The organism is Bacteroides clarus YIT 12056 (genome assembly GCF_900129655.1).
Lineage (GTDB): Bacteria > Bacteroidota > Bacteroidia > Bacteroidales > Bacteroidaceae > Bacteroides > Bacteroides clarus.
Map to the genome: position 1 here is coordinate 162,170 of NZ_FQWK01000004.1, position 13,337 is coordinate 175,506.

Below are 13,337 nucleotides of genomic sequence, written 5' to 3' on the forward strand. Positions count from 1 at the left end.
AAATGATACTTTTCAAGGTTTATGATTTTTCCGGTATGAGAGTGCCGTTTCGCCTGTATATTGACGAAAAGTACGTGTAAAATAGGAAACTGTTGAGAAGTGTAGCTCAAATGCTATTTCCGATATGGATAGTTCTGTGTAACTGAGCAGTTTTTTGGCTTCATCCATAATTTTGTTTTGAATATATTGTTTAGCGCTGACATTCAGAGCGGAAGTGACAATCTCATTCAGATAATTAGGAGTGATACAAAGTTTATCCGCATAAAACTTGACGGAATGTTCTTCTTTCAGATTCTTACTGACCAGTCGTATGAATTTGTTGATGTGCATGTTGCTTGCTTCCTTAAGCCTGTTTTTCGGAGATTCCATATTCAGATAAGCTCGATGAAGTAACATGAGCGTTTCATAGAGTAATGCTCTCAGTACATGTATATCATTCTGTTTGTATGCGTCAATTTCCTTTTTTATTTCTCGTAAAAGTTGAAGTATCCGGGGACATAGTTCATTGGAAAGATGCAGTTTGGCAGCAGTCTTTTCGGGATGGAAAAAAGGAAGATGCTGTACGAACAGAGAGTCTTTAAAAAGAGATGACAGGAAGTTATCTTCAAAAATCAAGGCATAGCCATTGGTTATATGTGTGGTATCCCAGCTTCGGATTTCTCCGGGCTGGGAAAATAGTACGTCACCCGGTATGGCTTGATAGGTTTGATTATCAATAGAAAAAAATCCTTCTCCTTCTGTGATGAACGTAATGTCGTAATAGGTCAATTTGTGCGTGATTCCTTTGTTCAAGTATTTTTTGACATATTTCAGATTGACGATATCAATCAGAAGCTCACTTCCGTATTTTGTTTTATGAAAAGTATAACGGGGAATATCCATATCGGAAGACTTATGTTGTAAGATTTTGAGCGCAAAGATACGGTATTATTTATTATGCAGTTCTTTTTATTGCTTATCTTTACAGCCGCATTTATTGATTGATACAGATTGTCTGAGATTATTATATTATGAAACAGAAACGAATACCGTTGGTAGGAGAACAATATCTTGTTCCTTTTATATTGATAACTTCTCTCTTTTTCCTGTGGGGATTTGCACATGCCATTCTGGACGTGCTGAATAAGCATTTTCAGGAGTTGCTGGATATTACAAAGGCACATTCGGCTTTTATTCAAGCGATGATGTATATGGGTTATTTCGTAATGGCTATTCCTGCGGGATTGTTTATAAGCCGTTTCGGATATCGCAGGGGAGTAGTCTTCGGATTACTGCTATATGGTATCGGGTCGTTGCTGTTTATTCCCGGACAATATTATCTTTCGTTCAATATGTTTCTGTTTGCCCTTTTTGTCATCGGTTGCGGACTGACATTTCTTGAAACGGCCGCCAACCCTTATGCTACGGAATTGGGGGCAAAAGAAACGGCTGCCAGTCGTTTGAACTTTGCTCAGTCGTTCAATGGATTGGGATGTATTTGCGCCCCTGTACTGGCAGGATTGCTTTTGTTTTCGGAAGACGGGAGCGGCAGTGCGGGCAATGTGGCGCTACCTTATGTCGGTATGGGGATAGTGGTGTTGCTGGTGGCGCTGGTTTTCTCGAAAATTAAGCTGCCCGAAATAGAGCATGGTGTAGAGGTGGATGAGGCCGGGCACAAAATAGGGTTATGGTCGCATAAACTCTTTATCTTTGGCTTATTGGCTCTGTTTGCTTATGAGATAGGTGAAATTTCCATTAATAGCTTTTTTATCAATTATGTAGTGGAACAAGGATGGATGAATGCCCGTGAAGCTTCATTGGTACTCTCATTCGGCGGACTGGGCTTATTTATGCTGGGACGTTTTGCGGGCAGTTGGATTATGGGGCGTGTACGTGCGGAGAAAATGTTGCTGGTCTGCGCTACGGGAACGGTGGTGACTACTTTGGTGGTATTGCTTGATGTCGGTATGGTGTCATTGATAGCGTTGCTCTGCGGATATGCCTTCGAGGCTATTATGTTCCCCACGATTTTTGCCCTTTCTCTGAGAGGGCTGGGTAACCATACCAAGCGCGCTTCTTCTTTCCTGATGATGTCTCCGGTAGGCGGGGTAGTGGGGCCTTTGTTAATGGGACTTGTAGCAGATTACACAACAATGGTAATGGCATTTACCGTACCTTTGGCGGCTTATTGCGTAGTATGGTGCTATGCGCGCAAGATGTTGTCCGTGGCAGGAAAGGTACGATAAAGAGCTTGTCAATATAAGATATATCCGGCTACTCCTGCAAGTATTATCAGCAGGATAGGATGCATATTCCACTTCCAGGTTACTCCGAAAGCGGCCGCGAAGATTAGGATGCTCTTGTAATCTATGAAATTTTCCTTGTTCATCAGTAACAAGGCGGCAGCGGCAATCAGTGAGACAGACATAGGTAACAGTCCCGACATGGCTGCTTTGATGTATTTGTTATCCCTGCATTTTACGAAGAAATAAGAGATGAGCAGTACCAGTATGAACGAGGGCAGACAGACTGCCACCGTAGCTGCGATAGCTCCCCATATGCTTTGAGTAACGGTATAGCCTACATAAGTGGCGCTGTTGATGCCGATAGGTCCCGGAGTCATTTGTGAGATGGCCACAACATCGGTAAATTGCTGGAGCGTGAGCCAGTGATAATGGTCTACTACTTCATATTGAATTAAGGAAAGCATGGCATAGCCGCCACCGAATCCGAACATCCCGATTTTTAGATATACTAAAATTAATTGCCAGTAAATCATGCTTGTAGTTTTGTCAGTTTATCTTTTAACCATAATGTGTAAATCAGTCCGCCTGCAATTCCTGCCAGTACGATATATACAGGTGACAGACCGCATTGCCAAATAAGCAATGTGGCGATGGCGGGAAGTACCAGTTGCCGGTATTTCAGTTTCAAGGCGCGTGCGGCGGAAATACAGGGAAATACGATTAAAGCGACCACCGCCGGGCGGATGCCATTGAAGATGCGTATCATAGTCTGATTATCCTGAAAGTGCGCAAAGAACATGGCTATCAGCATCATAATGACGAAAGACGGAAGTATGGTAGCCAGGGCGCATACCAGACTGCCTTTTACCTTATGCAGTTTGTAGCCTACAAAGATGGATATGTTTACCGCAAATACTCCCGGTAGCGATTGGGTTAGCGCGAACATCTCCATGAAATCATCTTTAGTCATCCATTTTTTATTTACAATTTCCCGTTCAATAAGGGGTATCATGGCATAGCCGCCACCAATGGTAAACATACCGATTTTGGCAAATGTAAGGAATAGAATCAGGTACTTCATTTTCTTTCTTGTATCTATACTAAAAGAGTTGCAATATAGGGAAAAAATCCCGTTATTGCAACTCTTTCATGTCTTATGTAAAGATGGAATTACTTCATCTTATTAAGGTTCTCCTGTGCTTTGTCCGGTTCTATAGTCAAGGCTTTGGTGAACCATTCCTTTGCTATCTCGGTATCTCCCGACAGCCATGCCAATACGCCCAGGTTATTCCATGCACGGGGATCGTCTTTTACTCTTTCCATGTATTGTTCCGCACGGTCAAAGTCACCATAAACGATGTTGGCGGAAGCTGCGTTGATATTGGCTACAATATCTGCCGGATAGTTGGTAGCGGCTATTTCGTAGACTTCTTTATATTCTTTTGTTCCCGGTTGGAAATTTTTGGCTACGCCGTACATTTCCTGCAAGTTCAGCATTTTGGGATTGGTATAAATCAACGTTGCGGCTTCGGAGTTACGTACTTCGCGTATTTCGTAATCGATAGCGATGGACAGACGACGCAGACGAGGATAATATTCATTCATCATGGCACGGTAAGAAGCGGCGCCCAGTCCCGATTTCAGTCTGGCCTCACGCACGTCGGGGTTGGTATATTTATTGATGATTTCCAATGCTTTTTCTGCATATACGGGCTTGTCTTCTTCGAGCATCTTAACAAGGCTCTCCCAATCTTCACCGGCAGAGGTCACGTTCAGTATGCTGTCCGGGAAGTGATAGCTTCCTCTCAGGTAAAGAGCAAAAGAGTCGGCGCGTTTTGTTGCCACACGGTCGTTGGTCTTGGCAGAGCCGTCGGGTGAAGCGTATCCGCATACGTTGATGGCTTTGAAAGTTACCAAATCGCCTTCGGTCAGCGGATTCAGCGTTTCTTTCAGCTTTTGGAGCTCGGCGGAGTTGTTTTTGAAGTCGGCTTTGAATTCCGTACCACCTACTGCATATTCTATATACAGGGTATTTTGTTCCGAACGCACTTTCAGAGGTTCTTCCGTCGGAGTAAGGTAGGATACCATGCTCATGCAAGGCTCGCAGATGGAACCTTTTTGTGGCAACGGTTCTTCTTCCACTACAACCACCGGCTCTATTACCTGAATCTCGGGTAAATCCAGCAGACAACCGTATTTCTTTCTTCCTTCCTGCAATATCCACATATCCGCTTGGCTCATCCATTCTTCGTAGGGAATGCGTACGGTATAGTCCACCAGGTTCCGGCGGTCGGCAGACTTACCTTTGATGACGGTATAAGGCGCGTTGTAATATCCTTTCTTGGCAAGCTTACGGTCTTTGTGACGCATCTTGAACTTGCTCTTTCCGGTCACAACAACGGGCGGCAAGGTCTTGTAGTTCTTTCCGGCAAACAATACCGGAGTAAAAGCGTAAGATTGGGTACTGTTCACTTTTACAGCTTCCATATTAAACTTAAAGTCCAATGTCAGCGTATCGTTTTCCAAGGTCAATGCCGGTTTGGTGACTTTTACTTCACCTGCCATCGCGGCCAATGGCAGCATGGCAAACAGCAGGCAATATATTTTTTTCATATTCTTCTTGTTTTAGTTGATGAATTTAGAGTGATTGGGTTTCTACCGTTTTGTATTTACGCTTGTACTTCGGTCCGAAAGTGAAGTTGATACCCAGATTTACGTTGACGGCAGCACGGCTGATAGGAGCGTAGTAGGCCGGTTCGTATTTACACATGGGAACATCTGCGCCGATGAAGAAGTTGAAACCGCGCGGGTGGAAATTCAACATGATGCCGGCGTCGGAACCGAAATTAGACAGAGCGTAGTTTACCGATGCTTCAAACCAAGAAAGGGGAGCGACATTGGCAGAAACGCGTGCTTCTGTCCACGAGTGCTTACCTTGCATGCGGGTGGTGGAGAGGAAACCGAAGTTCAGACGGTCGTAAGCGGGCAGAGTGTATTGAGCGCCCAGGTGCAAGGTAGCCGCAAGGGCGGTGGTACGCTTCATTCCTTCGCCCACTTTATCGAACTTTGCCAAGTCCGCCAGGTCGTCTACCAGTTCGTCTACTTGGGTATCCAGTTTTTTGTTATTGTTGCTTCCATCGTCTTTTACGGAGATTTCGCTAAAGCCGTCGAACGTAAAGTCTTTGCTCATTGTGCCTTTGGTGGTATTCTTCCATGATATGAAACCGAGGTCAAGCAAGGAAGCGGAGAATGTCCATTCATCGTTCAACTTGTAAGTCGCTCCCAAATCGATAGCCATACCGAAGCCTGTGGGACCGAGGTTGTCTGTATCGAAATCCAAATCATCGTAAGAAATCTGTCCGTCGGTACCTTCTTTCAAAGTTTGTGTTCTGTCTCCGTTGGCATCCAAGATATAGTCGTCTTCCTGATAGTTGCCGGTTTCGCCTTTAGTGGGTACAATAAGACCTTTGGCAGACATATATAGTTCGGCATTCTTCGGAGTGATGGTCCATTTGTCCTGAGAGGCAAGGATGTTCAGCTCGTCGATGTGCATGGTTGCTTTCGCCAATCCCACGAGTGCCTTTACTTTGGCGCCTACTGTCAGGCGTTCGTTGATTTCGCGTGCGTGGCCGAAAGCGATTTCCGCATAGTTGGTAGATACGATATTCAGGTTCTTCACATTGTAGCTGCTTCCTGTTTCGCTGGCTACTCCGTTTTTCATGAACTTAAAGAGTTCATCGGGCATGAAGAAGTTAGTGTTTGACTTAACGGAAATACCGAGCGTATTGAAACCGCCCCAGGCATGAAAACCTAAGGAAAGGATTGATTCGTCTACATTGACGCCTACTTTCAGTCTTTTGGGCAGCCCTTTCAGGAATTCGGCGCTGCTGACTTCTTCGTTCATAAATGTAGTGAGGTCACCGTTGGCTTTCTTGAAGATAAAGTCACCTACACCACCTGTGGATTGCGCTCCGATGGTAAGATTTCCCAAGCCGGGAAGGCTGACATAGCCACGTTCGCCCATGAAGGCGGGATTTAGTTCGTGACGGTAGGTGCTTCCTTCCAGAAAATAGGTTGAACGGCTGTTCTGTGTCTGTGCCATTGCGTCACTGATTGCAAGTGTCGCTACTGCTCCGGACAGTATAATCGCTAAAACATTTGTTTTCATTCGTTTCGTTATATATGATTGTTGAATCTTTTGTTTGTATCGCATGAAATATATTTCTATTAGTTCAAATCAACTTTGATACCGTTAGGTATTTTGAGTTTCATGTCTGTAAGCTGTAACCATTGTGTACTTAATAACTGAACGTCGGTTGCTTGTCCCGGTACGGCTGTAACTTTCAGCTTCAGACCGTCCAACTTACTGATAGCGCCTTCTGCGGTTTCGTTCAGGTTGATATTGAGCGTACTTGAAACTTCGGCTTTACCGTCTTTGCTTTCCGTGATGGTTCCTTCTACGGTCACGTCAATGTCTTTTATTACGTTTCCATTGGCATCCAGTGCGCTTACATTTTCGTTTTTGATTTCCATTGCCAAAGGAATGGTGTTGACAGCGTTGATAGAGAGAATGGCTTTCTTGATGTCTACATCTTCAAGGTCGAGGTCGAAATTGTCGATGGTTTCATCATATACGATCTTCAGGTTGCTGCCGAAGTTGAGGGGAACATCAATATCATAACTGCTATTTAAAATGTATTTTTGTCCTAATTCCACATTGTAATAATCGTCAGATTTTACAGTCGGTTCCAAATCCACTGTTATGTAGTCGGGTATGGTTTCGATTATGTCATTCAAATTGGGTACAACAACATTGGTAGCTCCCTCAATTGCGGTTGCAACACGTGTTAAAGAAATTGTTTGTTGGTTATCTCCACTGGGTTTTAAAATTATAGAATTGCCGCCATTACCACTACCTATCTTTACGACTTTGGTTACTTGGCCGTTTTTGTATCCGGTCATAACTCCATCCATCTCAATATTCGTTTGCAACGGGTTGTTGGCTTTGAATGAGAAGATAGGATTGGTAATATCTAATTTTACCTCATCATCTTGCAGGAAGTCAGGAAGATTGGTCAGTTCCACATTGGTGGTTTCTACGTTCATATCAGGTTTGATGGTTCCAAAGACTTTATTGACTGTCATTTCGTTTAAAATGGCAGTCGGCTTGATATTCAGTGTTCCTGTACCGCTGATGTTGGTCACTGTTACGGTAGTTACTACTTTGATAAACTCGTTATTTATGTTGATAAATTTTTCGTTGTTCTCTCCTTCTACGGCTATTCCTTCTCCGTATCGGCTTCCAAATTCATATCCGATGATATCCAGTTCGTGGGTATCATTGTTAGAAGATATTGTTTTATCTCTTAAGGTTAACGTGTTGCCAATCAACCCCTCTTGTCCTTCCTTAAATTTAATGAAATTAGGGAATGCTATTTCCATTTTATCAATGGTGACGCTATTATAGGTGAGAGTATTATCTGCTTCAATAACAAATTTTATGTATAATTTTGTTGGATTTTCGGCAGTCAATGCTCCGATTTCTATTACAGCTTTGTCAATTTTTTGGGCTTTAATGTTAATCTCACCTTGAGATTTTACATTACTTACAGTATGCTCTGTATTATAAGAACTTGGTTGATTGCTGTCATATACTTTGATGGCATCTATATTATTTGTAGATGGGTCAACTGTAACTGTTGCGACTTCTGTTTCCGTTCCCGCCATCTCATCCGCTTTCAACAGATGGTATTCTCCGTCTACCAGTTGTAAATCATCTCCTTCTTCAATCTCAATGATTTTATCCAGCGTGATCTTCTCCGTATATCCCACAGGAATCGCCAAATGTTCGCCACCGGCACTGATTGTCATGTCGATATCCTTGTTCAAGTCATAACTGTTATCGATACACGATGTAGTTATTCCTAACGATGTTAATAATAAGGCCACGGCTATAAGCGGTCTTTTCTTTGCGTTTAGAATCATAATTTTATTGTTTATAATTGTTTTGTTGTTTATTTATATTCAATATATGGAAAAATAGAACAGATAAAAGGTATTTTAGGCTATCTTCTAAAATCTGCGCAAATGTATGAATTTTATTTAATTAATAGCTGATAAGCCGTTAAAAAATAAGTTGGTAAGTGAAATAAGGTTGCTTATTTGCCTTAGGAACAAAATCGTTACGTTGAAAATCGTTCATGTCTTTAATAAGAAGAGACATTGCCAATATTTATTCGTTCCACCATGGTGGAACAGAAACTTCCCCATGATGGAACAAAAGTTTCTCCACGGTGGAACGAAAACTTTTCCATGGTGGAACGAATAAGCATTAGCAGCCCAACCTCTTAAACAAAGAAACGGATTGTACTGAGATATGCAAGTCAGGAGTGAAAAGGAGTTAGAGAAGTTATCAGTCCGCAGGTGGCGGGCTTGGGAGTTAAAGCCGATACTGAGATAGTGTAACTTTTATATTTTTTGTTTATCAGTGTACTATGGTTTTATATAGGAAACATAAATCATGGCATGTAAAATCTTTATTCTTAAAACTGCTTAAAAAGTGCTTAAGTCGTAAAGTTTAATATTTATCTTTGAACATTCGAAAATATTAAACCGCCAATACAGGATGATACAGATTATACAACTACAAGGAACGGACAAGCGGCTATATGAGCTTGTAGCACCATTGGTGATGAATCCTGATATCTTAAAGCAGAATTATAACTACCCCTTCCGTACATCGGAAGATTTTGTTTGGTTTGTGGCAGTAGACAAAAAGAAAGTCATAGGTTTTATACCGGTAGAAGAAAAGAAGAAAGAGTGTATCATTAATAATTATTATATAGAAGGTAATAATGAAAGTACGCTGAAACTATTATTAGAGAAAGTTATATCGGAGACGACTGCGAGTAAGGAACTGACTTCGGTTACTTTCATGGAGCACTGTTCTCTTTTTAAGGAATTAGGCTTTTCGGAGGAAAAGGTCTGGACTCGCTACGTGAAAATGAAAAAAGATAAATAAGTATGGCCGCATCTAAAAATGTATACGAACTTGCGCAGGAACGTTTAGAACTGATTTTTAGAGAGTTCGATACAATATGCGTGTCGTTTTCCGGCGGGAAAGACAGTGGCGTATTGCTGAACTTATGCATAGATTACATCCGGCGCAATAATTTAAAGCGAAAGTTATGTGTGTTTCATATGGATTATGAGATACAATATACCGTAACCATAGATTATGTAGACCGTATATTGGAAGCCAATAAGGATATTTTGGAAGTCTATCGGGTATGTGTCCCTTTCAAGGTTACTACTTGCACATCCATGTATCAGAGTTATTGGCGTCCCTGGGATGAGAGCATGAAAGAACTTTGGGTGCGTCAGATGCCTCCGGGCTCTTATACGAAAGAGGCTTTTCCGTTCTATACGGAGAATATGTGGGATTATGAGTATCAGATGCATTTTGCCAAATGGCTGCATCTGCGAAAAGATGCGGTGCGTACCTGTTTCCTTATAGGTATTCGCACGCAGGAGAGCTTCAACCGCTGGCGCAGTATTCATCTGAACCGCAAATATCAGATGTATCATAATTACAGGTGGACTTCCAAAATAGGCAACGACATATTCAACGCTTATCCCATCTACGACTGGAAAACGACGGATATCTGGACTGCCAATGGAAAGTTCGGCTTCGATTATAACCATTTGTACGACTTGTATTATAAGGCAGGTGTCAATATAGAACGCCAGCGTGTGGCCAGCCCGTTTCTGTGCGAGGCGCAGGAGAGCCTTGCGTTGTATAAAGTGATAGACCCTAATACTTGGGGAAAAATGATAGGACGTGTCAATGGAGTGAACTTTACAGGTATTTATGGCGGTACTCACGCTATGGGATGGCAGAGCGTACGCATCCCGAAAGGCTATACGTGGAAAGGCTTTATGCAGTTTCTGCTTTCTACCTTGCCCGAAGAAACCCGGCGCAACTATTTGAAGAAATTGACCGTCAGCATCGAGTTCTGGCGAACCAAAGGAGGATGTCTTAGCGAGAATACCATAAAAAAATTACAGGATGCGGGTATCCCCATCGAAGTGGTGAACTATACCAATTACAAAACAAACAAGAAACCTGTCCGCATGGATTATCTGGATGATATCGATATTACGGAATTCAGGGAGATACCTACTTATAAACGTATGTGCATTTGTATTTTGAAGAATGACCATGCGTGTAAATACATGGGATTTGCCCTGACTAAAGAAGAGATATACAAGCGAGACAAAATAATGGAACAATTCAAAAATATGATGCTATGAGTGTAGATAAAAGTCCGGTATACAATGTAAAAGCGGTTCCCATAGAAAAGATACAAGCCAATGATTATAATCCGAATGTAGTGGCGCCGCCCGAAATGAAACTGTTGGAACTGTCCATCTGGGAAGATGGTTTTACAATGCCCTGCGTCTGCTATTACGACCGGGAGAAAGACAACTATATTTTGGTAGACGGATACCACCGCTATCAGGTGTTGAAAACTTCCAAACGGATTTATCAGCGCGAGAACGGTTTGTTGCCGGTCGTTGTGATTGATAAGGAATTGTCCAACCGTATGGCATCCACAATCCGCCATAACCGTGCGCGTGGAACACATAACATCGAGCTGATGTGTAATATTGTCGCCGAACTGGATCATGCCGGCATGTCCGACCAGTGGATCATGAAGAATATAGGAATGGACCGTGACGAGCTACTTCGTTTAAAGCAAATTTCGGGTTTGGCAGACTTGTTTGCCAATAAAGATTTCAGTATTCCTGATAACAAGCCGGAATATATTCCCTGACAATTGAAATAATCCTTTTACAAACTTGCATATTTTAACCAAATCGCCTACATTTGTCAGCACATAAGCAAAACAAACAGATTGTATGGTCTTCGGACATATAGAAATATAGTGCTGCATGAAAAAAATATTGGTTAGCGGTGGTGCCGGCTTTATAGGCTCTCATCTGTGTACCCGGTTGATTAAAGACGGACACAAAGTAATATGCTTGGATAATCTTTTCACCGGTTCGGAAGAGAATATAGCCCACCTGAAGGGGAATCCTCATTTTGAATTTGTGCTTCACGATGTGGAATTCCCTTATGAGGCGGAGGTCGATGAAATTTATAATCTGGCTTGTCCCGCATCCCCGATACATTATCAGCACGATGCCATAAAAACTATTAAAACTTCGGTATTGGGAGCTATTAATATGTTGGGACTGGCAAAAAAGACAAATGCGAAAATCATGCAGGCGTCTACCAGCGAAATCTATGGTGATCCTATCATACATCCCCAAGTGGAAAGTTATTGGGGAAATGTAAACCCGATCGGAATCCGTTCTTGTTATGATGAAGGCAAACGTTGCGCCGAAACGCTTTTTATGGATTATCATCGTCAGAACGGGATACGCATAAAGATTATACGTATTTTCAATACATATGGTCCGCGTATGTTGCCTGATGACGGGCGGGTGGTTTCTAATTTTGTGGTTCAGGCATTGCGGAACGAGGATATTACGATTTACGGCTCAGGCGCTCAAACTCGTAGTTTTCAGTATGTGGACGACTTGATAGAAGGAATGGTGCGGATGATGAATACGGAAGATGAGTTTATCGGTCCGATAAATTTGGGTAATCCCTGCGAATTCTCCATTCTTGAGCTGGCGGAGAAAGTCATCGAGCTGACAGGCTCCCAATCAAAGCTGATATTCAAACCGTTGCCGCACGATGATCCGAGACAACGAAAACCCGACATTACGTTGGCTAAAAGCAAACTGCTCTGGCAACCTGCAATCGGGCTGGAGGAAGGCTTGCGCCGCATGATTGAATATTTCGGAAAGTATCGTTCTTGAATAAATATAATATCGATAACGGGAAAAAATATAATACAAAGATGAACATGGAAATAAATCCTTCCGAGTACAAGATTCTCATCGTAGATGATGTGATGTCCAACGTATTGTTGTTGAAAGTACTCTTGACAAATGAGAAGTTTGCGATTGCTACGGCAAACAACGGACAGCAGGCTTTGGAGCAGGTGGAAAAAGAACATCCGGACTTAGTGTTGCTGGATGTGATGATGCCGGATTTAAGCGGATTTGAAGTTGCGCAGCGTCTCAAGTCAAACCCCGATACGGCAGATATTCCAATCATCTTTTTGACTGCATTGAACAGTACGACGGATATTGTGAAAGGCTTCCAGGTAGGGGCCAATGATTTTATATCCAAGCCTTTCAATAAGGAAGAACTGATAATTCGCGTCACTCATCAGATTTCATTGGTGGCGGCCAAACGTATTATTTTGAAGAAAACGGAAGAGTTGCAGCGTACCATTGCCGGACGTGACAAGCTGTATTCTGTGATTGCCCACGATTTGCGTTCTCCGATGGGCTCTATCAAAATGGTGCTGAATATGCTGATTCTTAACCTGCCTGTTGAGAAGATTGGCACCGAGATGCACGAGCTGCTGACAATGGCAAACCGGACAACAGAAGATGTTTTCTCATTATTGGATAACCTGCTGAAATGGACAAAGAGCCAAATCGGTAATCTGAATGTTGTCTATCAGGATATTGATGCAGTGGAAGTGATGGACGGCGTGATTGATGTATTCAATATGATAGCCGGCTTGAAGAAGATTACCATTCGTGAAGAAAAGCCGGAGAAGTTACCTGTCTGTGCTGATATTGATATGCTGAAAACCGTTATTCGCAATCTGTTGAGCAATGCCATTAAATTCAGTAATGAAAACTCCGAAGTGTTGGTGAAAATGGAAGAACAGGGAGATATGGTGGTGGTCAGCGTAAAAGATAACGGTTGCGGGATTGACGAAGAAGGGCAGAAAAAATTACTGCATACCGATACGCATTTCAGCACCTTCGGTACTAACAATGAAGAAGGTTCCGGATTAGGATTGCTATTGTGTCAGGATTTTGTCGTGAAGAATGGCGGTAAGCTGTGGTTTACATCCAAGCAAGGAGAAGGATCGACATTCTATTTCTCTATCCCGTTGAAGAAATAAATAAGGAGGTTGTGTCAATACAAAAAAACAAATAGTAAACGTTTTTTTGTAT

General features: G+C 42.4%; 12 protein-coding genes. 6 read left to right on the plus strand and 6 right to left on the minus strand.

What is annotated here, in order from left to right:
• Nucleotides 1-12: 12 nt before the first annotated feature.
• Complete coding sequence (locus tag BUB52_RS08070) at nucleotides 13-882, minus strand: AraC family transcriptional regulator (RefSeq protein ID WP_009121076.1); 870 nt, start codon at nucleotides 880-882, stop codon at nucleotides 13-15.
• Between the two features lie 128 nt (nucleotides 883-1,010).
• Between BUB52_RS08070 and BUB52_RS08075 the strand changes: the two genes are divergently transcribed.
• Nucleotides 1,011-2,225 carry a sugar MFS transporter gene (locus tag BUB52_RS08075; protein WP_009121075.1) on the plus strand — a complete coding sequence of 405 codons (1,215 nt, stop codon included), beginning with the start codon at nucleotides 1,011-1,013 and terminating at the stop codon, nucleotides 2,223-2,225.
• Nucleotides 2,226-2,233: 8 nt separating this feature from the next.
• Here the strand turns inward: BUB52_RS08075 and BUB52_RS08080 are convergent, their stop codons facing one another.
• The 5 genes from BUB52_RS08080 to BUB52_RS08100 form a co-directional block, all read right to left on the minus strand.
• Nucleotides 2,234-2,758: a chromate transporter gene (locus BUB52_RS08080; RefSeq protein ID WP_009121074.1), complete on the minus strand. Its 525-nt coding sequence runs from the start codon at nucleotides 2,756-2,758 to the stop codon at nucleotides 2,234-2,236.
• The gene (locus tag BUB52_RS08085; RefSeq protein ID WP_009121073.1) at nucleotides 2,755-3,306 is read right to left on the minus strand and encodes a chromate transporter; all 552 of its coding nucleotides are present in this window, start codon (nucleotides 3,304-3,306) and stop codon (nucleotides 2,755-2,757) included. Before BUB52_RS08085 ends, BUB52_RS08080 begins: the two co-directional genes overlap by 4 nt.
• Before the next feature lie 89 nt (nucleotides 3,307-3,395).
• Nucleotides 3,396-4,838 (minus strand): DUF3868 domain-containing protein, encoded by a 1,443-nt coding sequence (locus tag BUB52_RS08090; protein ID WP_009121072.1) that lies wholly within the window; start codon nucleotides 4,836-4,838, stop codon nucleotides 3,396-3,398.
• 25 nt (nucleotides 4,839-4,863) lie between these two features.
• Nucleotides 4,864-6,438, minus strand: coding sequence for a DUF5723 family protein (locus BUB52_RS08095; RefSeq protein WP_009121071.1), 1,575 nt, complete (start codon nucleotides 6,436-6,438; stop codon nucleotides 4,864-4,866).
• A gap of 14 nt (nucleotides 6,439-6,452) precedes the next feature.
• Complete coding sequence (locus BUB52_RS08100; RefSeq protein WP_009121070.1) at nucleotides 6,453-8,210, minus strand: hypothetical protein; 1,758 nt, start codon at nucleotides 8,208-8,210, stop codon at nucleotides 6,453-6,455.
• Between the two features lie 640 nt (nucleotides 8,211-8,850).
• Between BUB52_RS08100 and BUB52_RS08105 the strand changes: the two genes are divergently transcribed.
• The 5 genes from BUB52_RS08105 (at nucleotide 8,851) to BUB52_RS08125 (ending at nucleotide 13,285) form a co-directional block, all read left to right on the plus strand.
• Nucleotides 8,851-9,246, plus strand: a complete 396-nt coding sequence (locus BUB52_RS08105; protein WP_009121068.1) for a hypothetical protein — start codon at nucleotides 8,851-8,853, stop codon at nucleotides 9,244-9,246.
• Between the two features lie 2 nt (nucleotides 9,247-9,248).
• On the plus strand, nucleotides 9,249-10,538 hold the full coding sequence (locus tag BUB52_RS08110) for a DUF3440 domain-containing protein (RefSeq protein ID WP_009121067.1): 1,290 nt from the start codon (nucleotides 9,249-9,251) through the stop codon (nucleotides 10,536-10,538).
• Nucleotides 10,535-11,062, plus strand: a complete 528-nt coding sequence (locus tag BUB52_RS08115) for an IbrB-like domain-containing protein (protein WP_009121066.1) — start codon at nucleotides 10,535-10,537, stop codon at nucleotides 11,060-11,062. The genes BUB52_RS08110 and BUB52_RS08115 overlap by 4 nt, the downstream gene beginning before the upstream one ends.
• Nucleotides 11,063-11,180: 118 nt before the next feature.
• Complete coding sequence (locus BUB52_RS08120; protein WP_009121065.1) at nucleotides 11,181-12,116, plus strand: UDP-glucuronic acid decarboxylase family protein; 936 nt, start codon at nucleotides 11,181-11,183, stop codon at nucleotides 12,114-12,116.
• A 41-nt stretch (nucleotides 12,117-12,157) separates the two neighbouring features.
• Nucleotides 12,158-13,285, plus strand: coding sequence for an ATP-binding response regulator (locus tag BUB52_RS08125; protein WP_022218807.1), 1,128 nt, complete (start codon nucleotides 12,158-12,160; stop codon nucleotides 13,283-13,285).
• Nucleotides 13,286-13,337 lie beyond the last annotated feature (52 nt).